Here is a 23,327-nt window from a genome sequence, read left to right as displayed (position 1 = left end):
TCCGTTGCCGTGCTTCCCGGCGTGCACAGTTTTGACGGCGGCGTCCACCTGTTTGGGGTGGTCTGCGTCCCGCTGAGCCTGCTCAAAATCCCGCCTGTCACACATCTCTTTCTGAGAGGTGTGATCGAGTACACCATGTAATATCAGTATATGAGCGCTGATTTTCTCGCTGCCTTCGCCGGTGTGCCGGGAAACTGTAATATACTTCGGCTATGGTTCGGAGTTCGAGAAGACACGCTGGAACCAGGAAGATCATGTCCGGCCTGATCGCTTTCTCCAGACGCGCAGAAAATTTTCCAAAACATCCTGTTTCTGCAGGTTTTGAGGCAAGAGATGATGCTTGAATCAAAGCGCGGTCGCAGGGTCATGAAGTGGCTTGGCATATTTCTGGCGGGCACCTTCCTCGCCCTGTACAGCTTCAGCGCTTATACTACGACGGAGCTGGCTGATCGGGTCAAGCCGAACTATGCGCGCATCTTTGCCCAGGAGATGACCGGGTTTTATACGGTCCTGATCCTTTTGCCCGCCCTCCTCTGGTTCATGCATCGATATCCGATCGAGCGCTTCAATTGGCGCCGGCGGCTGCCCCTGCATGTTGCGGTGACCGTCGTCTTCGGCGCCAGTCACACACTGCTGATGTGGGGGAGCCGGTCGCTGCTTTTTCCAATCCTGGGTTGGGGGGCTTATGACTACGGGAGGATCAGCATCAGGTTCCTGATGGAATATCAGAAACAGTTCATCATGTACTGGTTTCTGTACGCCGTCGTCACCCTGTTGGGATCTTTGAGAAAAAACCGGGAACGGGAGGTGCAGGCATCGCAACTGGAGAAACAGCTTGCAGAAGCACGGCTGAATGCCCTCAAAATGCAGCTTAATCCGCATTTTCTCTTTAATACTCTCAACATGATCTCGTCCTATATCTACCAGGATGCGCGCACTGCCGACCGGATGATCGCTTCCCTGAGCGACCTCCTGCGTCTGACGTTGAGCCATGCCGACCGGCAGGAGGTCACGCTGGACACAGAGCTGGAATTTCTGGATTCCTATCTGGCGATCATGAAGGCCCGATTCCAGGAACGGCTGCTCGTCAGACTCGAAGTGGAGCAGGGCACACGAAGTTACCTGGTTCCGTCTCTTCTCCTGCAGCCGCTCGCGGAAAACTTCATCAAGCACTGCATGGCCGACTTCGCCAAACCGGGCAGCATCAGCATCACATCCGCACGGCAGGGAGATTTTCTGAAACTCGAGGTACAGGACAACGGCCCCGGAATTGCCGCGGATGCCGAGAGTGCCATGAATGGCGGCGTGGGCCTTTCGAACACGCGTCAACGCCTGGAGCAGCTCTATGGAAGGGATCACCGGTTCGAGATCGCCAATGTCCCGGCCGGAGGCCTCCGGATAACGATCGAAGTACCCGCCCGCATATCCGCCAGGGAGACGGCTGCAGCCATATGAAGATCCGGATTCTCATAGTGGATGACGAAAGACCGGCGCGCAACAAGGTACGCGCGCACCTGCAGGGGGAAGAAGGCCTCGAGATTGTCGCCGAGGCGCAGAATGGTCTCGAAGCAGTGGACGCCATCCGGACCCTCTGCCCGGACCTCGTGTTCCTGGACATCCAGATGCCCGGCATGAGCGGCTTCGAAGTGATTGATGCGGTCGGGGCTGAAGCCATGCCGGCGGTCATCTTCGTCACGGCCTACGACGAGTTCGCCTTGCGCGCTTTCGAAGTGGAAGCGGTGGACTACCTGCTGAAACCATTCGATGAAGACCGAATCAAGAGGGCGTTCGACCGCGCCGCGAAGCGCATTGACGACCGGGCAACGAACAAGAGCGGCATCGAGCGCTTGATGGCGAGCGTCAGGCCTGCCGACCCCTTTCTGCAGCGCATCGTCGTGAAAGACAAAGAACGGCTGTTCTTTGTGAGCGTGAAGGACATCAGCCACCTGTCGGGGCAGGAAAACTATGTCAAGATCCACACTACAAACGGCGACCACCTTATCCGTGATACGCTGAACCATCTGGAAGGTCGCCTGGACCCGCAGAAGTTTGCCCGCATTCACCGCTCTGAGATGGTGAATATCGACAGCATCAAGGAAATGCACTCCTGGTCCCACGGCGACTACATCGTGATTCTCAAGGACGGCATCCGTCTGCGGCTCAGCCGCCGCTACCAGCACAACCTCCTGCAACGGGCGAGATATTGACAGCCCGGCCCACGCGGTCAGGCAACGATGCCGTGTGAGCTGCAGGCGTGGCGGGGCTGCGCTGTCCCGCTTCTCCCGCAAAATCTCCCGCTTGTCACATAACCGTCCGCCGATCGGGATCGAGCGGGTAGGATCGGATCCATCAGATGTCATAAAGGAGTCGACTATGAACATCGCCCCGACCGTTAATGCAGATACTCCATCCGTATCCGCAAAAGTTCGCGCGATCTTTCTCAGTGGCAGTGCTGTCGTCGGCCTCCTGGCCGCCGCCAAGTTCGTCGTGCACATGGCGAGCGCAAAGGTCTACGGCCCTTTTATCGACGAGCTCTACTTTCTGGCTTGTGGCCAGCACCTCGCGTGGGGTTATGTAGATTTGCCGCCGCTGACAGCTCTGCAGGCGTGGCTTACCCGGGCCCTCTTCGGCGACTCCATGTACTCGATCCGCCTGTTCCCGTCGCTCGCGGGGGCGGGTCTCGTGATCCTTACAGGTGCCCTCGTGAGGGCATTCGGCGGCAAGCGTTTTGCGCAGGGTCTGGCCGCCCTCGCCGTTCTGGTGGCACCCGTCTACCTCGGCTTCGACAGCTACCTGTCGATGAACTCAATCGAGCCGCTGATCTGGATGGGATGCGCCCTCGTGATTGTTCGGATCATCCAAAGCGGGAACACCAAGCTCTGGCTCTGGTTCGGGTTGCTCGCGGGCGTGGGCATGCTGAACAAAAATACCATGCTGATGTTTGGGTTCGCGGTGGGCCTCGGGCTGCTGCTGACGCCGGAACGCAGGCTGATGTGGAACCGCTGGTTTTTTATTGCGGGCGGGATCGCCCTGGTGATTTTTCTGCCCAATCTGGTCTGGATGATCCGCCACCACTTCCCGCACCTGGAACTGCTTGCCAATATTAAGCGCAACGGCCGTGATGTCGTGTTCACGCCCCTGCAGTTCCTCTTGATGCAGGCCGAGATGATGCATCCGGCGAGTTGCCCTATCTGGCTGGTGGGGCTTTACAGCTTTCTGGCACGTCGCCCCGCCAGACCGTATCGGGCGCTGGGCTGGGCTTACCCGATCGCCCTGGCCACCCTGCTGATACTCCAGGCGAAGGTCTATTACCTCATGCCGGTTTATCCGATGCTCCTCGCGGGAGGTGCCGTGGTGATAGAGGAATGGCTGGCGCGCCCGCACCTCACCTGGGTACGGCCCGCGTATGTGGCGCTGCTGGCGTTCTCGGGAGCCCTCATCGCACCGGCGTATTTACCTATCCTGCCGCCGGAAACCTACCTCCGCTACACAAACGCACTCGGCATCACGCAGGCCAAGATTGAAAATCGGGGCACCAATGCCATGCCTCAGTTTTTCGCGGATCGCTTTGGCTGGCATGAGATGATCCAAGCCGTCGCAAAGGTGTATTACGCTTTGCCTCCCGAGGAAAGATCCAAGACGGCGATCATCGGCAACGACTTCGGGCAGTGTGGAGCCGTCGATTTCTATGGACCGGAGTATGGCCTGCCCAGGTCAATCGGGACTCATCTGACTTACTGGCTGTGGGGGCCGCGTGATTATACGGGCGAGATCATGATCGTGCTCGGCGACACCAGGAAAGGAGCGAGTCAGTGGTTCGACAGCGTCGAGGAGGTTGCCAAGGTGGGGCGCCCGTATGCCATGCGACAGGAGCAATTCCAGATTCTTCTCTGCCGAAAGCCCAAAGGAGGAACCACGCTCCAGGAGATCTGGCCGCGCATCAAAAACTACAACTGACTCTCCGGCCGCAATCACCATCTCATCCCGTTCATGTTCGGAACCGTCCCCCATGTGCATGAAAAACTCGTTCATCTCTGTTTGGCGAAGGTCGGTATCGGGATCGCAATCGCTATCGCCATCGGCTTTTGCCGGCTAATAGTTCCGATTGCGATTGCGACTGCGATAACGATGCCGATTCCGATCCCGATCGCGGTACCGGCACCGACGCTGCCGGTGCCCTGTAGTGACTATCAGGCTGTGGTATAAATATGTTTTTGCCGGAAGGGAGATATCGGCCTTGCCATACCTGATGCCAGCGCGTGTGAGGCGGGTGACTGCATTTCAAACCGACATCATGTGGAATGACGGGCACTTCAGCTCATACCCCTCATGGTATCTGCGCGAGAACTGCCCCTGCGCGTCGTGTGTTGAGGAGTTTACCGGTCGGCGCATGATCCTCCAGGGGAGCATTCCATCAAACCTCGAGCGGGTCGAAGTTGGTCCCGTGGGGAACTACGCTCTCAGCTTCACATGGAGCGACGGTCATAGCACCGGAATCTACACCTTTGATTTCTTGCGCAGGATCTGTCCCTGTTCTCAATGCCTGCCGGAGGGACTCAAGGAACCGCCGCCGGAGGTCGGGAAACCGGGGTCCTTCAACGCGTGATCTTTTCGGAGGCGCCCTGCCGATATTTCTCCGCGATCTCAGCGCACTCTGGGTTGAGATTTCTTGGATGCGGCTATGCCGCACCGTGTTCCTGGTAGCTGCGCGCATTGTCTGGTTGCAGCAATGCCGCGCCAAGTGACCCACGGCTGTCAGACCCAGCCAGGTGAGCAGCGATATGGGCAAGGCGACATCGATGGAGCAGTTGCTGCGGGAGCGCATCCTGGTTCTGGACGGCGCCATGGGCACGATGATCCAGCGACTGCACCTGGATGAGGCTGCGTATCGCGGTGTGCGCTTTGCCGGCCATGCCAGCGATCTGCGCGGTAATCACGACCTGCTGAACCTGACGCAACCCCAGGTAGTGAGAGCCATACACGCCGAGTACCTGTCGGCCGGCGCCGATATCATCGAAACCAACAGCTTCAATGCCAACCCCATATCACTGGCCGACTACCACCTCGAAAAACTCGCGTACGACATCAACCTTGCTGCTGCCCGGATTGCCCGTTCTGCCGTGAACGAGGCCCGGGCCGCCGAGCCCTCTCGCTCCCTCTTTGTGGCAGGTGCGATCGGCCCGACGAACAAGACTGCCTCCATTTCTCCGGATGTCAACAATCCCGGCTTTCGCGCCGTCACCTTCGATCAGCTCGTCGCTGCTTACGAGATCCAGGTGCGCGGCCTGGTGGAGGGTGGTGTGGATGTTCTCCTCGTAGAGACCGCCTTCGACACCCTGAATGCCAAAGCTGCGCTTTTTGCCATTGATCGGTATTGCGAGGAACTGCAGCGGCGCATTCCTGTGATGGTCTCGATGACGATCACGGATGCGAGCGGACGCACGCTATCGGGACAAACGCCCGAGGCTTTCTGGAGCTCGGTCTCCCACGCCGGGCTTCTGAGTGTCGGGATCAATTGCGCTCTGGGGGCGGCGGAACTGCGCACCCACCTCGAAGATCTCTCGGGTCTGGTCCCGGTCTATCTGAGCTGCCATCCCAACGCCGGCCTGCCCAACGCATTCGGCGGGTACGACCAGACACCCGAGGAAATGGCACGCATTCTGGGCCGGTATGCAGATAACGGATGGCTCAACATTGTCGGCGGCTGCTGCGGGACGACGCCGGACCACATCCGTGCCATCGCCGAGACTGTGCGCTCATGCAAACCCCGCATCCCCGGGGTCCCTGAGCCGTACACACGCTTGAGCGGCTTGGAGGCCCTGACGTTCCGGCCGGACACCAATTTCGTCAACGTAGGGGAACGGACCAACGTCGCCGGGTCGCCGAAATTTGCGCAGCTGATTCTCAACGACGCGTACGAGGAAGCGCTGGCGGTGGCGCGGCAGCAGGTTGAGGGTGGAGCCCAAATCATCGATGTCAACATGGATGAAGCCATGCTCGACTCGGAAATGGCGATGGCGCGATTCCTCAGTCTGGTTGCCTCGGAGCCGGACATTGCCCGTGTTCCCGTCATGATCGACAGTTCGAAGTGGTCGGTGATTGAGGCGGGCCTGAAATGCCTTCAGGGCAAGGGGGTCGTCAATTCCATCAGCCTCAAGGAAGGGGAGGAGGAGTTCAGGCAGCGTGCCCGCCTGCTCAAGCGTTACGGCGCGGCCCTGATCGTAATGGCATTTGACGAACAGGGCCAGGCCGTTACCACCGGGCGCAGGGTGGCCATCTGCGCGCGCGCCTATCGCATCCTGAGAGATGAAGTAGGAATCCCGCCCCAGGACATCATTTTCGATCCCAATATCCTGACGGTGGGTACCGGGATCGAGGAACACAATGACTACGCGCTGAGCTTCCTGGAGGCCACGTCTCGATTGAAGCATCTTTTCCCGCTCTGCAAAGTCAGCGGCGGAGTGAGCAACGTTTCCTTCGCCTTTCGCGGTAACAATACTGTTCGCGAAGCCATGCATGCCGCATTTCTCTACCATGCAATCGGGGCTGGGCTGGACATGGGAATCGTCAATGCCGGCCAACTGGCGGTATACGAGGAGATCCCGAAGGATCTGCTCGACTTGATCGAGGACGTGCTTCTGAACCGGCGCCCGGATGCCACGGAGCGCCTCACGCGCCATGCGGAATCCTTCAGCCAGGAGCAGAAGACGAAGGAGGGAGAAAAGGCCTGGCGCCTGGGGAGTGTGGAAGAGCGCCTGGCTCACTCCCTGGTGCAGGGCATCACGGATTATATTGAGGCCGACGTGGAAGAGGCGCGCGTCAGGTATGGCAGCCCGCTGGGAGTAATCGAGGGCCCGCTGATGTCCGGCATGAACGTAGTCGGCGACTTGTTCGGGTCGGGGAAAATGTTCCTTCCCCAGGTCGTCAAGAGTGCGCGTGTCATGAAAAAAGCGGTGGCAGAACTGCTTCCTTTCCTCGAGGCAGAGAAGTTGGCGACCGGCGGTGTCGAAGCGCAGGGGAAAATCGTCATGGCAACCGTCAAGGGAGATGTCCACGACATCGGCAAGAATATCGTGGGGGTGGTCCTGGGATGCAACAACTATGAAGTTGTTGACCTCGGTGTCATGGTCTCCCGCGAGAAGATCCTCGACGCGGCACGCACGCTGAGAGCCGACATGATCGGCCTGAGCGGCCTCATCACACCCTCGCTCGAAGAGATGGTGGCTGTGGCCCGCGAGTTGGAACGGGAAGGAATGAAGCTCCCTCTGCTCATCGGCGGCGCCACCACCAGCCGCGTCCACACGGCGGTCAAAATCGCGCCTGCTTACTCCGGGCCCGTCATACATGTGCCCGATGCCTCACGCGCCGCCGGTGTGGCAGGCAGCCTGATGCGCACCGCGACAAGGAGCGCGTTTATCGCGCAGCTCCGGACGGAGCAGGATGCGACCCGTGCCGCACACAGTGTGCGGAAGCCGCAGAGGGCACTGCTGGCCATCGATCAGGCACGGGAGCGCAAGCCGCGCATTGATTGGGGAAGCTGCCCGATTGCCGTCCCGTCTTTCACGGGCGTCCGCACTCTGGACGACTTCCCGCTGGACCAGATCATGAAATTCGTCGACTGGTCTCCTTTCTTTCATGCCTGGGAGTTGCGGGGGCGCTACCCGGAAATCCTGGATGATCCCGGGCTCGGTGAGAAGGCAAGCGAACTGTGGCGCGATGCGCGCAAACTGCTCGACGAGATCATCGAGCAGCGCCTGCTTGCCGCACGTGCGGTTTATGGTTTTTTCCCGGCAAACAGCGTCGGAGATGACATCGAGGTTTACGGCGACGAATCGCGGGAGCGGGCGCTGGCAGTTTTCCACACGCTGCGCCAGCAAACGGATAAGCCGGAAGGCCTGCCCAGCTATGCGTTGGCCGATTTTATCGCTCCGAAAAACCTGGGTGTACGCGATTACCTCGGCGCCTTTGCGCTCACGGCCGGCTTTGGCGTGGACGAACTATGCCGCCGGTTTGACCATGAGCACGATGACTACCGCTCGATCATGACCAAAGCACTCGCGGACCGGTTGGCCGAAGCCTTTGCCGAACTCCTGCACAAGAGGGCGCGCGATCAGTGGGAATATGGGCTCGAGGAAAATCTCGCTCTCGAGGACCTGATCCGCGAACGATATCGGGGCATTCGTCCGGCTCCGGGCTATCCTGCCTGCCCCGATCACACAGAGAAGCGCGCGCTGTTCAACTTGCTGAAAGCTGAGGAAAGCATCGGCGTCCTGCTCACGGAGAGCTTCGCCATGATTCCCGCCAGCTCCGTCAGCGGGTTCTACTTCGCCCACCCGGAGGCAAAGTACTTCGCGGTGGGCAAGATCGGCCCTGACCAGGTTGCCGACTACGCGGTTCGGAAAGGGATGGATCGTCAGACGATCGAGCGCTGGCTGGCACCGAATCTCGCCTATTGAGCTGGAGTGTGCGAAGTAGTAGGGTAGGCGCTAATGACAGGAGAGCCCCCATGCTCCAGAAATGCCTCTTACCCTTGTTGGTGCTTCTCGCATTTGCCGTCATAGGTTCCCGGGCCGTCGTTCCCCCGGGTGCTGCGGATAGCTCCGGGCAAATCAAATCCCTTTTTGCCGATCCTCCGCGCGAATATAGTTCCGCTCCGCTCTGGGTCTGGAACGACCTTCTCAGCGAGGATCAAGTCATCGGCACCTTGCGGGACCTGGCCGCACAGAAGGTCAAACAGGCGATCGTGCATCCGCGTCCCGGTTTGATGACGCCTTACCTGTCGCCCGATTGGTTCCGGCTGTGGAAGGCAGCTCTGAAGGAAGCCGAACGGCTGGACATGAATCTTTGGATTTATGACGAAAACTCCTACCCATCCGGCTTTGCCGGCGGCTTTGTTCCCGAGACTATGCCGGAATCGCGCGGTCGCGGCATCAGAATGCGCGAGAGCAAAAACGCTCCACAATGGCAGGCGAACACTCTAGCGGTGTTCAGCTTGACCGACAGGAATTATGACGACGTTTCAGCGAAGATACGGGCCGGGCAGCAGCTCCCGGAGGCTCGTTATCTGGAGATCTTCGTGGTGCGTTCCGAGCCGGGACCGTGGTACGGAGGGAAGTGGTATGTCGATCTTCTCTACCCGGGCGTTACACAGAAGTTTCTCTCCATCACCATGGATGCGTACAGGCGCGAAGTCGGCGAACAGTTCGGCAAACGCGTGCCGGGCGTCTTTACCGATGAGCCTCAGTTACGGCCCGCAGGAGGGATTGCGTGGACGGAGGAACTGCCGCAGCTATTCGAGAAGCGCTGGGGATACCGCTTGACCGATCACCTGCCGGCGCTGAGGGATCCCGTGGGAGACTGGCAGCGTGTCCGCCACAACTATTTTCAGCTGCTGTCGGAATTGTTTGTCGAGCGTTGGGGCAAACCCTACTACGAGTATTGCGCCAAGAACGGGATCGAGTTTACCGGCCATTACTGGGAACACGAATGGCCCAACTGCTCGGGCGTGCCGGACAACATGGCAATGAGCGCCTGGCAGCAGCGGCCCGGCATCGACATTCTGATGAACCAGTATCAGGAGGACACACACGCCCAGTTCGGGAACATCCGCTCCGTAAAGGAAATCGCCAGCATAGCCAACCAGCTCGGCCGCTCCAGGACTCTCTGCGAGGCCTACGGCGCCGGCGGCTGGGACCTGCGTTTTGAGGACATGAAACGGATCGGCGACTGGCTCTATGTGCTGGGCATAAACACACTGGATCAGCACCTGTCCTACGTCTCGCTCCGCGGCGCGCGCAAGCGCGACCATCCGCAGTCGTTTTCCTATCACGAGCCCTGGTGGGATGCATACCACGTATCTGCCGAATACTTCGCGCGGCTCACGCTCGCCCTTACCAAGGGGCGGCAGATCAATCCCGTCCTGGTCATCGAGCCGACCACCACCGCATGGATGTACAACACGGCGGGCAAAAATCCTCCGGAGTTGGAAAAACTCGGCGAGACCTTCCAGAATGTGGTCGTCGCACTAGCCAAGGAGCAGGTCGAATACGACATCGGGGACGAGGCGATTCTGGCTGGAAACGGTTCCGTAACCGGCAACTTGTTGCAGGTCGGGCAACGCGGCTATGCGACTGTTGTCCTGCCGCCGCTCACCGTCAACCTCAACGCCAGAACCCTGGACCTGCTCGAAGGATTCCTCAAAGGCGGAGGCACCCTACTGAGTTGTTCTCCCGCGCCGCTGAGGGTGGATGGACAGGAGTCCGATCGGGGAAAGGTCCTTGCGGGAATGAGCGGCTGGAAGCGGGTGGCGGCCGACGCGCTGCCGGCACTGCTCCTGGCTCAAGTGCAGGATGGCTTCGTCATACGGCGGAGCCCGGATGATCAGGGGATCTTGCTGCATCACCGGCGCAAAATCACCGACGGTGAGGTGCTCTTTCTCGTGAACACGAGTATCGATCATCCGGCAGAGGGAACGGTCGAGTCCGCGGCCCGAGGAGTCGAGCGCTGGGTTCCCGAGACAGGCAAAATTGAAAGCTATCCGTTCGAGGGCGGGCAGAACGCAATCAAGGCCGGATTCCAGCTTCCGCCTTCAGGATCACTGCTTCTCTTTCTGTCCAACGAAAAGCGCACTCCCGCTCCTGCCCAGGCTGAGAAGCGGGCAGTGGTTCCAGCCACAAGCGCTATGGAGGCCCGCCGGATTGCCCCGAACGTTCTTGTCCTCGACTATCTGGACGTCAGGGCCGGAGCGGAGAGCCTCGAGGATGCCTACTTCTACCAGGCTTCCCAGTTCGCCTTCAAGCAGAACGGCATGGCCCGCAATCCGTGGGATAGTGCGGTTCAGTTCCGCGACGAGTTGATCACGAAGAAGTTCCCGCCGGCGAGCGGTTTCCAGGCGACGTATCGCTTCATCATCCGCGAACAGGTGCCCGCCACCCTGTTTGCTGTGGTGGAGCGCCCCGATTTATACACGATCGAGTGCAATGAGAGGCCGGTGCATGCGATCACGGGCGCCTGGTGGCTCGACAAGTCCTTCGGGAAAATCGACATCTCCAAGGCGGCACACGTCGGCGAAAACACGCTGGTGTTGAAGGCTTCTCCCTTCACCGTTTTCCACGAGGTGGAGGCGGCATATATTCTAGGTGATTTTGGCCTGGATCCGGCGGAGCGCGGATTTACGATCCTGCCGGCATCCGATCTCCGTCTCGGTGCGTGGGATGCGCAGGGATACCCCTTCTACTCGGCCGGCGTGGCGTATGCACAGAAGTTCCGGCTGGATAACCCGTCCGGGCAATACCGCGTCTCGCTGCCGAAATGGTATGGCAGCGTCGCCCGGGTGACCGTCAACGGGAAAATGGCAGGATTCATGGTCTCGCCGCCCTGGGAGTGCGAGATCACGAAACTGCTGCGAGCCGGGGTGAACACCATCGAGATTGTCGTCGTGGGAACGCTGAAGAACACACTGGGTCCACACCACGGCAATCCGGCGTTGGGAGCAGCGTGGCCGGCCAACTTCCAGAAAGCTCCCAATACAGGCCCGCCGCCGGGCCGGCAGTACGCCTCCGTCGGTTACGGGCTGTTCGAGCCATTTCAATTGCTGCGGCTGAGCCGCTAGAGGGCTGAAGGCCTTTCAATTTCCAATTCGGGATCCAGCGCGGCTCGTCCATCGATCAGGATCGTGTAGGCGTAGAGTCCATAACCCGCACTTTTCTTTACGACGGCCTTGATCACACCAGGTGCTCCTGCACGAACATGGGCTGACCTGCCTGGAGGGTCAGGGTGGAAGTCCAGGGGATCGATCACCCGTATCCTCTGGCCGAGTTTTACAAACTTGCTCAAGCTCACATTAACTGTACTGTCGGTGGTGTTGAGGATTGCCCAGAATATTTTGTCTTTTGGGTGCGCCGTGATCTTTCTTGGCCACTCGGTTACACCCAGAACCTCATGGCCGGCAGGTCCTTTCATTCCGATGACAAAGCAAACACCGATGCTCGATGAAGGCATAAGTTCTCCTTTTGTGAGGCGGGCTAGTTCTTCTTGGATACAAGCTGCTGAAATCGGGGTGAACTCTTTATCGCCGCCAGGTCGTCATCCGCTCGTGCGAGCCTGGCACTGTATCCGTGATCCAATGCCAGCCTGAGCGCGGCCAGTGCCTCGCTCTCCTGCCCGGCCAGCGAGTGTACCACCGCCTCTTTGTAGAGCACCTCGCTGTCGGTGGGGCTCAGAGCGACGGCCTCGCGCGCATGGCGCCCTGATTGCTCTCGCAAACCGAGCTTGGCTTCACAAAGGGCGAGCAGCGCGAGAGTGCGAGAGTCCTTCGGATTAACTTTGAGCATTCCTTGGGCAATCGAGACCGCCTTCGAGTAGGAGTCGCGCGCCTTATCCGTCGCACCCATCTTCTGATAAACGTCTGCCAGATTGCGCCGGCTAACCGGATTGGCGGGACTGATCTGAACCGCCTGCTCGTAAGCGCGGGCGGCTTCGGTGTAGTTTTTCTGATCGTAGTAGATCATGCCGATGTTGGAATAGGCCCTGGCGCTGGGACCGAGACGGATTGCCTGCCGATAATTGATGAGGGCGCGCTGCGTGTCACCCGATCTGTGGTATGCCGTGCCCAGCATTTGAAATCCCCACGCATTGTCGGGCTGAAGCTCCGTGACCCGCCGAAACGACGCAATCGCCTCCTCGAGGCGTCCAAGATCATAGTAGGCCAAACCCAGGTTGGCGTGGTTGCTCCAGTATTCAGGCCTGATGTCGATGGCCATCTGATACTCCCGAATGGCTTGGTTTCCCTTCCCTTGGCTGAGGAAAACCTTTCCCAGCAGGCTGTGCGCTTCATCGCTATCGGGTTGAGACGCTATGGCCTTGTTCAACTCATCAACGGCTTCAGCCGTGCGCCCGGTCTGCTGGAGGATATGAGCGAGCGTGCACCGTATTTCCGCCCGGTCCGGATCGAGACGCAGCGCCTCGTTTGAGGATTCTTGCGCCCAAGCTGTAAAGGCCGCATCGTGGGTTGAATCGTACTTCGCCAGGTAAGCCTCTCCCAGACCGGCATGGGCCAGGGCAAATCTGGGATCCTTGGCGACGGCGCTCTTGAACAATTGGACGGCACGATCGAGGTTGCCCGAGACGTCCATACGTTCCAGATAATTTCTTGCCTGCGAGTAGTCTGCGAAGGCGTCACGATTTGTGGTTGGCAAGCTGAGAACCCGGTCCCGTTCCGCCGCCGTGGGTTTCAGCTGCAGGGCGGTGATCAGTCCTTCTGCCAGCCTCTGGTGCATAGCGAGGATTTCGTCGGAAGTGCCGCTGTAACTCCTGCCCCAGATTACGGTGTTGGAAGCGGCCTGCACCAGGCTGACCGGCACGACGACTTCACCTTTGGCGCGCTGCATACCCCCGTCAACGAGCAAGGTGGCGCCAAGTTCACGGGCGATCTTTTTGAGGTCGCGTTGGCGCTCGCGATAGGGGAGTGCACTCGCGTACGACACCATCGTCACACCGCTCACAGACGCCAGATTGCTGTTCAAGACATAGGCAACGCTCGCGCACAAGGGTTCGTCCGCGGGATCGCCGCTCAGGTTAAGAAACGGCAGGACTGCTATGATGGGATGAGCCGATCCCCCCGGTGGGACAGGAGCTCTCCGGCCCCACGGCAGCCGGTTCCCGTAAAAGAGGGCGACAACGATCACCGCGAGGACAGCCAGGCTCAGGCCCCAGCGCCATCCGGGTATCCGAAATACCCATCGACGGATTGAGGGTCGCGCCTCTTCTGCCGTTACGAGTTCCGTGCCGAACGGCAAAAGACGGCTCAAGTCGGCGCGCAGTTGAGCGGCCGATTGATAACGGTCCTCGGGCTTCGGCGCCAGAGCGCGCGCGACGATCGCACTCAGATTGGCCGGCACATTCGGGTTGATTCCAGCGACCGCCGGTGCGCGTTCGGTGAGAATTGCCATGGCCAGGCCCATCGAGCCCGATGCCTGAAAGGGTTTCCTTCCCGCCAGGAGTTCGAAGAGAACCACACCCAGGCCGTAAATGTCGCTGCGGGCGTCAGCCTGCTTCCCAAGCACCTGTTCCGGCGACATGTAGGCAGGCGTGCCCACGATCATGCCGGGGGCTGTCAGCGATGTTTCCGCAGTCGATTCACCCGCGGGCTTCCCTTCCTCCGTAAATGCGCTTGTTTTCGCGAGACCGAAGTCGAGCACCTTGACCTTGGTCTCCGGAGTTATGATGAGATTGGCAGGTTTCAGGTCGCGGTGAATCACTCCGTGGGCGTGGGCATCCTCCAGGGCATCGGCAACCTGAATCCCGATCCTGACGGCCTCCTCGACAGGGACTGGCCCGTGCACCAGGCGGGCAGCGAGACTTTCGCCCTGGACATACTCCATCACGATGTGTGTCTGTTCCTCCGTCTCGATGACGTCGTAGATGGCTGCAATGTTGGGATGATTCAGCTGGGCCGCGGCGCGGGCCTCATGCAGGAAGCGCCGGCGTGCATCAGGAGATTTCGTCAATGATTCCGACATGCGCTTCAGTGCCACCCGCCTGCGAAGGCGCGTGTCTTCGGCGAGGTAGACTTCACCCATCCCGCCTGCCCCCAGTTTCTCAAGAATGCGGAAGTGAGAAATGGCTTGGCCTGCCATCGCGAAGGCCCCCGGCTCGCCTGTCAGTGCCTAAGACCGAAAAACGCGTGAAAAGGTGCTGTTATTATAATGGCTGGGGATCGGGTTTGATATAAGGATTTTGCAGCCGCCGCTCACCTGTTTAAGATACCGGGAAAAGCGCGGACATGGCAAGCGTGCACCGCTATTGGGGAGACCGGGTAAAGGTGCGGGCCGTCCCTGGACTGCCTGCGGAACTCCTGCAAATTCCTGCGGCGGATTTGCCGCCGGCGTCAGGGGGCCGGGGCGTTCAGGACTTCGCGCACCTTATCGGTCAGCGAAGAGGCAGCGAAAGGTTTATGCAGGAACGCGGTGTGCGGTTTCAGAGAACCCGTGTGAAGAATTGCCTCGTCGGAATAGCCGGACATAAAGAGCACTTTGATATCGGGACGCATGTCCACGATCTGCTGGGCGAGTTTCAAGCCCCCCAGTACCGGCATGACGACATCGGTGATCAGCAGATGAATGGGGGCGCCGTGCTCCCTGCAGATCCGCAGCGCTGAAGTTCCATCGCTCGCCGAAAGCACACAGTATCCGTGCATGCGCAGGAGGCGCCCGGTGAGCTCGAGCACGGATTCTTCGTCTTCCACGAGCAGGATGGTCTCAGATCCGTGCTGGTGGGCCGCAGTCGCGGCTTTTCTCTTCGAGTGGCATGCTTCCCCCTCGGCACGAGGCAGGTAGACGGCAAAGGTGCTCCCGCGCCCTACCTGGCTTTCGACGCTGATGTAACCCTCGCTCTGTTTCACGATTCCATAAACCGTGGAGAGTCCGAGCCCCGTCCCCTTGCCTATCTCCTTCGTGGTGAAAAAAGGTTCGAATATGTGGGATCGTGCCTCCGCGTTGATCCCGCACCCGTCGTCGCTCACGGCGAGCATGACGTGACGGCCCGGTCTGGCGCCGTTATGCTCCAGGACGAAATCCTCATCCAGGTCCACATTCGCCGTCTCGATGGAAAGGCTGCCGCCGTTCGGCATTGCGTCGCGCCCGTTCACCACCAGATTCATGATGACCTGTTCGATCTGCCCCGGATCCGCCTTCACGTGCCCGAGCGCAGGGGCCATAACGATGTTGAGATGGATATCCTCCCTTATCAGACGGTGCAACATCTGTTCCATCTCCCGGACGATCTTGTTGAGGTCGAGAACCTCCAGTTGAAGCACCTGGTGACGGCTGAACGCCAGCAGTTGCCGGGTCAGCTTTGTGGCTTTCTGCGCCGCGGATCGGATCTCATCGACCGACTTGCGCTTCGGGTCGGGCTCCTTGAGGTCATACAGCAGCAGCTCCGTATAGCCGTTGATGCAGGTGAGCAGATTGTTGAAATCATGAGCGATGCCGCCCGCGAGCCTGCCCACGGCTTCTATTTTTTGAGACTGGCGGAACTCCTCCTCCAGCTTTTTGCGGCTCGTGTCGTCGAAAATGTAGCCTTTGACCTGCAAAAGCTTTCCCTGAGCGTCGAAAACGCCGAACATGTTTTCTACCACATAAACCGGCTTGCCGTCCTTCCGCTGCAACTCGGACTCGCGATGCTCGAGCTTTTTGCGCTCCTGCAGGAGTTGGATGACGGCTTCCCATTCACCGGGACTCGGATAGAGAGTCGCGATGTCCGTGCTGATGGCCTGCTCCAGCGACTCAAAGCCGAATATCTGCAAAAAAGTCGGGTTGCAGGCGAGCAGCCTACCCTCGGGACTCGATATATAAACGCCGCTCAGATCCTCTTCAAAAAATTTCCGGTATCTCTCCTCGGATGTCCGAAGCGCCTGCTCTGCCTGCTTCTGTTCTGTAATATCTTCGTAGGTTCCCAGCACACCGATGACTTTCCCTTCCCGGTCGTGAAGCGGGACCTTGCTGGTTCGGAGCCACAGGACGGTTCCGTCGGGCTTGTGCTGAGGCTCCTCGAACCGGAGCTTGGGCGTATCTGTTTCCATTACCCGCCTGTCATCCTCCCGGTACAACTGGGCGGTTTCCCTCCATGACATATCAAAGTCGTTTCTGCCGATGAGCTCGCGGGGATGCGACAGGCCTGTGTCGTAAGCAAAAGCCTTGTTGCATCCAAGATACCGGTAGTCCCGGTCCTTCCAGAACACGCGTTGCGGTATGTTGTCGAGGATCAGCCGGAGCATCTGCTGAGAACGGTGGATTTCGTCCTGCACGCGCCTGTCCTCGGCGACGTCGCGCGCAATGCCCACAAGATAGATCGGCTTGCGGTTCTCATCACGCACAATGGAGGTGGAGAGATAGATGGGGAACTCGCTCCCGTCTTTGCGACGGTTCAAAATCTCGCCGCGCCAGCCTCCGCGGAGTGTGGCCGGGAGAATTTCTCGTGTGAGCTCGGGCGGGTTGCCGGGGGAACGGACGAGAGTGATGCTCTTTCCCATCAACTCGTGCTCCTCAAACCCGTAAGTCTTGAGGAACGCTTCATTGACGAAGCAAATGATGTCGGACATGTCGGTGATGCTCACGCACTCGCTGATGCTCCGCAGAGTGTGTGCCAGGAGGCTGAGCTCGTGCTCGGCCCGCTTGCGCTCCGTGATGTCCAGGAAGGATACAATGACATTGGAGAATGTCTTCTCGGATCCGGGTTGGACAGACCAGTGCAGGGCGGCGTGGATCTTGCGGCCCGCAAGCGTTCGATTGGTGACTTCAGATTCCAGCAGCAGCTCATCCTTGCTGATCGCGATCAACTGCATTCTGAACTGGGCGAGGCTCTCCTCCTCAAGCACGGACGCCAGTCCTCCCAGGAGTTCCTCTTTGCTGCCGGCCTCGAACAGCCGGAGCGCCGACAGGTTGACATTGAGGATCTTTACCAGCCGGGCGCATTCCCTCACGGCTTCCGGGTGTTCTTTGAAATAGGATTCAAAATCCCCGACGCCTTTGGCGCGCAGCGCGTCAATGTGGATTTTGACGGCCGAAAAATCCTCCTCCCAGATGGCGACGGGGGAATTTTCGAAGAGGCCGCGGTAGCGTCTTTCGCTGTGCCGCAAAGCCTCTACCGCAGCAGCTCCGCACGTCTCAAAATCCAAGAATGAATGCCGCTTCATCTCAGTCGCACTACCCCGTCGCCTCTCTCTTCGACAAGGCAGATTCGCGGCGTTATTCGTTCTTTCTCATTCTTCCGTCACATCGAAGAAATGATTGTAGTAGATTCTATGCGAGGGGTCCGGAATGAGGCCGTTCGCGAGGCTGGAATAAATTTTCCTGGATGCGGCTGCGACGGTGTCCGCTGCGTGGAAGGCCAGCACGTCATGCACCTTCTTGAAACTTACACGGTAGTCTCTTACATCCAGGCTCTTGTCGTCATGCTGAACGTCGACGGTGCCGAGGGTTCCGGCGATGACCCGGGCGATATTTTCGATCTGATAGTTCTGCTCATCAGAGCCGATGTTGAACACCTGATTTCCCACACTCGCAATATCCGCCTCGATACAATGCACATAGGCCTCGGCGGCGTCCTGAACGCTCAGGAGGGGTCGCCATTGCTTCCCGCCGAACACCCGAATCCTGCCTTCGGAAAAAGCGTTCATGGTCATGGTATTCACCACCAGATCGAAACGCATTCTCGGTGAATAGCCGTACAGTGTGCCCATCCTCAAGATGGTCGGCGCGAAGTACCCATCCCCCATGGAGAGTATCGTCTGTTCGGAAGCAATCTTCGTGCGGGCATAGAGGGACACCGGCCGCAGTTCGGCGTTCTCGTCGAGAAGGCTGTTACCCGACCCATAGACACTGCAAGTCGAGGCATAGAGAAAGCGGTTAATGCATTGTAGCTTGCAGGCTGCCGCCAGCGCCTGGGCCGCAATTACATTGGTTTCGATTGTTTCTCTCGGCCGTATTTTCGATGCGGGATCGCCGACAATGGCTGCCAGCAACACAACGGCATGGACTCTGTCCAGAGCGCTCACGCAGGTGTGTATATTCCTGAGGTCTCCCTCGATAATCTCCAGGGCCGCGGACTGCGGGATCTGCTCGAGCGACCGCTTGCCGTATAAAAAGTTGTCGAGAATCCTCACAGTGTATCCGCGTCCCAGAAGCTTTGTGGCAAGCACGCTGCCAAGATACCCGGCCCCTCCTACGATCAGGATTCTCCTCAACCGGCCATTGGCGGAACCCGGCACCTGGGATGTGGTGGATACCTGACGCAGGTCTTCCAGCGAGAGCACATCGACGATCTCTTCGTCTGCGCCCAGGACAGGGATGTGTTCTATACCCTGGAGAGTCAGGTCTGACAGCGTGTTCCGGACCACCTCCTCGCTCTTGAGATCCGTATCCCTCACGGCATAGTTATACGAGCACGGCTGACCGTTGATGACATCAGCCTCATTGACTCCGCTGATAAGAAGCCGCCGCAGATCGCCGATAGAAATAGTCCCTCGATATCTTCCCCGCCCGTCGAGCGCGAAACCCGTATCGAACCGGCTCTTTTCGATCGACTGGATTGCCTCCTTGATGCTCATATCCCCAGTTATGATCGCAACATCGCGTTTCATGACGGCGGCCTCACCGCAGTCAAATATTGCTCGACGTATCGGGCCAGCGCTTCCTCATATCCGTGCCGGGGTGTCCATGCCAACATGCGCTTTGCCTTTTCCGATGAAATGAACCGACCCTTAAAATTTCCTTTCCGATCCTCCACGAACTCCACGCTCGCTTTTTTGCCCAGGATCCTTTCCAGAGCATTGACGACCTGAAGCACCGTCACCTTCTCTTGCCCGTTCAAGTTAAAGATCTCGTTTCTCGCGCTCTCCCTCAGGCAAGCGGCATTCCCTTCTGCGAGATCCCTGACATAGATAAACTGGCGGTACTGGCTGCCGTCACCATGGATACGTATGGTTTCGTCCCGGAGGATTCTTCGAATGAACGTCGGCGTGACCGTTTCAGGTCGGGCGCGCTCCCCAAAGGGTATTCCGTATCTCATGATGGTGTAGTCGACGCCATAAAGATTCCGGTAGCCAACACAAAACAGTTCGGCCGCTATTTTGGAGCAGGTGTACAGGTGATCCGGTGCCCGCGCATACGAGCAATCTTCAGTGATCACACTGTTGCCTTCAGCACTCGCCGATCCGTAAACCCATTCCGTAGACGCCAGCAGTACCCGGGCGGCCCCGACGCGTCGTGCCGCTTCCAGTACACACAGGGCCGAATGAGAGGTGTTTTCATTAGAAAACAGCGGGCTTTCGAAAAATCGATTCACATTTGCCTCGGCAGCCAGGTGATAAATGATATCACCGGACCGAGCGGTCTTGACCAACCGGTCCAAATCCCTTGTGTCGCCGCGCACGTATTCGCAGGCTGCGCCATGCTGCGGTGTGTCCAAATCATAGATGCAGACCTCATGGCCCTGCGCTGCCAAGACATCTACCACATGGGAACCAATGAAACCCGATCCTCCCGTAACTATGATTCTCATGCAAATCCTCGCTCGTCAATGCGCTTGGACCGCAAGACGCCCCGGCAACCGTGCTGGAAGCCCCCCTGCATCCCAACGGCTCAGCAGATTGCAGTGCGGTTTTATCTCCCTTGCACGGGCCGCCGGCAGGCGACCTGTGTTTTTATCTCAACATGCCCGAAGGAACAAGGGAAAATCGGAATCAGCCGATGGCCTCCGTGATCGCGTGAATTACCTGTCGCGCGTCTTCTTCCGTCATGCCGGAGAAGATCGGCAGGCAGATGTGCCTTGCGCACAGGTCCTCTGCAACCGGCAATGTGCCGGAGGCATATTTTTCAAACACAGGCTGCTTGTGCAGGGGAACCTCGTAAACTTCCCCCGCCAGCGAAACGCCGAAGCGCTCGCGCAGGTGAGCTTTCAGTTCCTTGCGATCGCATGGGTGCCGAAGCACCGCGATATATTTGTAGTAGTTGCAGACGCCTTTTGCTGGCACAACCGGCGTGCTCAGGTTGCGCATGCGAGCCAGCGCCTGATCGTAGACGCCGGCAATCTTCTGCCGGTCGGCGATCATGGCGGGGAGGCGTTCCAGATGCCTGAGCCCGATGATGGCGTGAGGCTCCGACATGCGCCAGTTGTAACCCATGCGCACATGGGCGTTCTGGGCAAAACTGGCCTTTCCCTGGTCACGATAGATACGGGCTTCCTCGGCGATCTTGTGGTGATTGGTTACTATCATGCCTCCTTCGGCACAGGTCATTACTTTGGTCGGGTAGAAGCTGAATGAACCGGCGATGCTGAACGCTCCCGCACTCGTACCGGAGAGGGATGACCCGTGCGCGTGAGCGGCGTCCTCAACGAGCCAAATTCCCTTCCGGGAGGCGAGGTCGACCAATTCCGGCATGCGCCGGGACACCAGGCCGCCGATATGCACCACGATTACGGCGGCGGTCTTGGGGGTCAGCTTCCTCTCCACATCCTCGGGGCGCACGGCGAACGATTCGGGATCCATGTCCACCAGGACAGGGTTGGCGCCGGCGTGCACTACCGCCGCTGCCGTTGCGAAGAACGTGTTGGTGGGCACCAGAACATCCTTTCCCTCGACACCGAGAGATCTGAGAATGATCTCAAGTGAGCTGGTACCGCTGTTGACGGCCACGCCGTATTGCACGCCGCAGAAGGCGGCAAACATCTGCTCGAACTCGGTCCCGTACCGGCCGAGCGTGAGCTGCCCGCTGGCGAGCACTTCCTGAATCCGCTCCGCGATCCAGGCTCGATCTTCGGGCATAAACTGGATTCTGGCGGCGGGAATTTTATTCTGTGGGTCGGGCATTTATGAGTCCTTTCTATGCCGGTGTTTCCCCGAGTCTTGGAGTCTCAAGGGTGAAGTCTTTCAAAGCCGACTCCAAGGCTCAAGCGCTCGAAAACTCAAAGAGTAAAAAAGCAAAGGGCTCGCGCTAGGCTTCCCCTCCGCTGCGAGCGATGAAAATCACACCGATGATGACCAGTGCGATCCCGGCCCATCGGACCGGCGAGATCTGCTCCTTCAGGAAGATTGCCGCCAGGAATGCCGCAAAACCGTATTCGATCGCGGTCATCGGCAGGACTACCGTCACGTCAGTCCAGGAGAGCGCGGCGAGAAAAAGAAGATAAAACACCGTGTTCAGCGCAGTCCCCAGGATGATGTACCAGTTGCTCGCCGTGTGGCCAAAGTACACGAGCAGAGCCATCGGCGCATAGTTCTCGAGGGATCCAACCTGCTGCATCCCGCGCCTGACCAGGATCTGCCCCACGGCCGCCGACATGGCCGCGACAGTCATTGCAATGAGAACTCGAATCATTGGTTTTTCTCCCCCCATAGGGTAAGGGTCACGGATCGCCGGTTCAGTACGCACCGTTCGCCCATAAGATGAGCCGCTTCAAGATCGCAATTCTCTTGCCCGAGACTGAGATCCGGCATCCCATCTCACTGTCCTCGACCAGGTCAAGAACTGCAAAGATGGAGCCGCCGACAGGGGGCGCCGGGAATGTCCACTCGGGAACGTGCCGCACGGAGCTCAGCATCTGAATCACCCTCCTGTTTTCTCTACTGGAAGCCAGCAGCGACTTCGAATCCCAGAGCCGTGAAGGTCTGGGCCAGGCCCTTCCCTTCGACCAGTTCGACGGTGAAGTGCGAAAACTCGCGACGCAACGGATTGTCGGTGCGGAGACGATCAAAACGTTCTGCCGCTGCGTCTCCCGGCACGCCTTTCAAAGCCCTTAGACTCATGTCGTCCCGGAGGATGTCATAGGCCTGGAGCACCACCGAACGAACGGCATCCGGGCTGCCCATTCCGGCCTGAGGACGCAGCCGTTGAGGTTGAGGGAATATATTTCGGGTATCCCAACTTTCCTGAATTCCGAAGAAGCGGCACAGCTCCTCGCGGACCATTGCGGTCGCGCGCACCTTGCCGTCCAGGCTGTAGCCTGCGATATGAGGGGAGCCGAGGTCCACCAGATCCAGAAGATCGTGATCGATTCGGGGCTCACCCTCCCATACATCCAGCACTGCGCCCTCGATGCGCCGATCACGAAGTGTTTGCCGAAGATCCGACTCGGAGACGACTGCGCCGCGCGATGTATTGATCACCGTCTGGCGGGGAGAGAGGCGCTGCAATACCTTTCGATCGAGCATATGCCAGGTCGGATAGGGCCCCGTGGTCGTAAGGGGCACGTGCAGGCTCAAAATGTCGGCACGGATCACGTCATCGAAGAAGCCGTAGCGTGTGTCTCCGGTGCTCTCGCGGAGTGGCGGATCACACAACATTGTCTTCAAGCCGAGCGCGGATGCCTTCTTTTCGACCAGAGTGCCGATGTGGCCGACGCCGATAATGCCGATCGATTTCCCGGGCAGGCGCCAACCCTTACGCTCAGCCAGAACCAGCAGGGCGGCGACGACATATTCCGCCACCGCATTGGCGTTACTCCCGGGAGCATTGGCGATATGAATGCGGCGAGCCTTCAGATAATCCAGGTCGAGGTGATCCACGCCGATCGTCGCGGTCCCCACGAACCGAATCGAGCTTCCTTCGAGTAGGTGCGAACCGACCCGCGTTACCGAACGCACGATGAGGGCGTCGGCGTCGCGGCAGTCGGCGGGGCGCACGGATCTGGCGGAGACCGCTCTGATCTCTCCGGTCCGGGCAAAAGCCGCCTGCCAATACGGTATGGCTTCGTCGACAACGATGATCATAACTCTCCGTTCAAACGCTCAATGATGCAGGCTTTCCCGGCCAAAATCAAAAACAATCCTC

Annotated in this window: 15 protein-coding genes; 6 read left to right on the top strand and 9 right to left on the bottom strand. The window is 59.0% G+C overall.

Going from position 1 to position 23,327, the window contains the following annotated elements; genetic code table 11:
• Window positions 1–333: 333 nt before the first annotated feature.
• From LAP85_02360 to LAP85_02335, 6 genes are all read left to right on the top strand, one after another.
• Window positions 334–1,455 carry a histidine kinase gene (locus LAP85_02360; protein MBZ5495219.1) on the top strand — a complete coding sequence of 374 codons (1,122 nt, stop codon included), beginning with the start codon at window positions 334–336 and terminating at the stop codon, window positions 1,453–1,455.
• The gene (locus LAP85_02355) at window positions 1,452–2,207 is read left to right on the top strand and encodes a LytTR family DNA-binding domain-containing protein (GenBank protein MBZ5495218.1); all 756 of its coding nucleotides are present in this window, start codon (window positions 1,452–1,454) and stop codon (window positions 2,205–2,207) included. Before LAP85_02360 ends, LAP85_02355 begins: the two co-directional genes overlap by 4 nt.
• 166 nt (window positions 2,208–2,373) lie before the next feature.
• Entirely contained in the window at window positions 2,374–3,957 is a 1,584-nt protein-coding gene (locus LAP85_02350; GenBank protein MBZ5495217.1) for a glycosyltransferase family 39 protein, read from the top strand.
• Between the two features lie 292 nt (window positions 3,958–4,249).
• Window positions 4,250–4,606, top strand: coding sequence for a DUF971 domain-containing protein (locus LAP85_02345; protein MBZ5495216.1), 357 nt, complete (start codon window positions 4,250–4,252; stop codon window positions 4,604–4,606).
• Between the two features lie 175 nt (window positions 4,607–4,781).
• Complete coding sequence (metH, locus tag LAP85_02340) at window positions 4,782–8,456, top strand: methionine synthase (protein ID MBZ5495215.1); 3,675 nt, start codon at window positions 4,782–4,784, stop codon at window positions 8,454–8,456.
• A 50-nt stretch (window positions 8,457–8,506) separates the two neighbouring features.
• Complete coding sequence (locus LAP85_02335) at window positions 8,507–11,611, top strand: hypothetical protein (protein MBZ5495214.1); 3,105 nt, start codon at window positions 8,507–8,509, stop codon at window positions 11,609–11,611.
• Here LAP85_02335 and LAP85_02330 read toward each other — a convergent pair.
• The 9 genes from LAP85_02330 to LAP85_02290 form a co-directional block, all read right to left on the bottom strand.
• Window positions 11,608–12,000, bottom strand: coding sequence for a hypothetical protein (locus tag LAP85_02330; GenBank protein MBZ5495213.1), 393 nt, complete (start codon window positions 11,998–12,000; stop codon window positions 11,608–11,610). The two genes, LAP85_02335 and LAP85_02330, sit on opposite strands and share 4 nt — an antisense overlap.
• 23 nt (window positions 12,001–12,023) lie before the next feature.
• The gene (locus LAP85_02325) at window positions 12,024–14,636 is read right to left on the bottom strand and encodes a tetratricopeptide repeat protein (GenBank protein MBZ5495212.1); all 2,613 of its coding nucleotides are present in this window, start codon (window positions 14,634–14,636) and stop codon (window positions 12,024–12,026) included.
• Window positions 14,637–14,887: 251 nt separating this feature from the next.
• A complete protein-coding gene (locus LAP85_02320) occupies window positions 14,888–17,692 on the bottom strand; it encodes a PAS domain S-box protein (GenBank protein MBZ5495211.1) in 2,805 nt (934 codons plus the stop codon).
• 66 nt (window positions 17,693–17,758) lie between these two features.
• Complete coding sequence (locus tag LAP85_02315; protein MBZ5495210.1) at window positions 17,759–19,138, bottom strand: NAD-dependent epimerase/dehydratase family protein; 1,380 nt, start codon at window positions 19,136–19,138, stop codon at window positions 17,759–17,761.
• Window positions 19,135–20,058 (bottom strand): NAD-dependent epimerase/dehydratase family protein, encoded by a 924-nt coding sequence (locus LAP85_02310; GenBank protein ID MBZ5495209.1) that lies wholly within the window; start codon window positions 20,056–20,058, stop codon window positions 19,135–19,137. Before LAP85_02310 ends, LAP85_02315 begins: the two co-directional genes overlap by 4 nt.
• A gap of 181 nt (window positions 20,059–20,239) precedes the next feature.
• Window positions 20,240–21,367 (bottom strand): DegT/DnrJ/EryC1/StrS aminotransferase family protein, encoded by a 1,128-nt coding sequence (locus tag LAP85_02305; protein MBZ5495208.1) that lies wholly within the window; start codon window positions 21,365–21,367, stop codon window positions 20,240–20,242.
• A gap of 124 nt (window positions 21,368–21,491) precedes the next feature.
• Entirely contained in the window at window positions 21,492–21,875 is a 384-nt protein-coding gene (locus LAP85_02300; protein MBZ5495207.1) for an EamA family transporter, read from the bottom strand.
• Window positions 21,876–21,918: 43 nt separating this feature from the next.
• Window positions 21,919–22,098, bottom strand: a complete 180-nt coding sequence (locus tag LAP85_02295) for a hypothetical protein (protein ID MBZ5495206.1) — start codon at window positions 22,096–22,098, stop codon at window positions 21,919–21,921.
• 22 nt (window positions 22,099–22,120) lie between these two features.
• A complete protein-coding gene (locus LAP85_02290) occupies window positions 22,121–23,266 on the bottom strand; it encodes a 4-phosphoerythronate dehydrogenase (GenBank protein ID MBZ5495205.1) in 1,146 nt (381 codons plus the stop codon).
• Window positions 23,267–23,327 lie beyond the last annotated feature (61 nt).

The sequence above is a fragment of the Terriglobia bacterium genome, from assembly GCA_020072565.1.
Classification (GTDB): domain Bacteria; phylum Acidobacteriota; class UBA6911; order UBA6911; family UBA6911; genus JAFNAG01.
The sequence above is the reverse complement of the archived record's forward strand: the minus strand, read 5'-3'. Positions and strand labels throughout refer to the sequence as shown.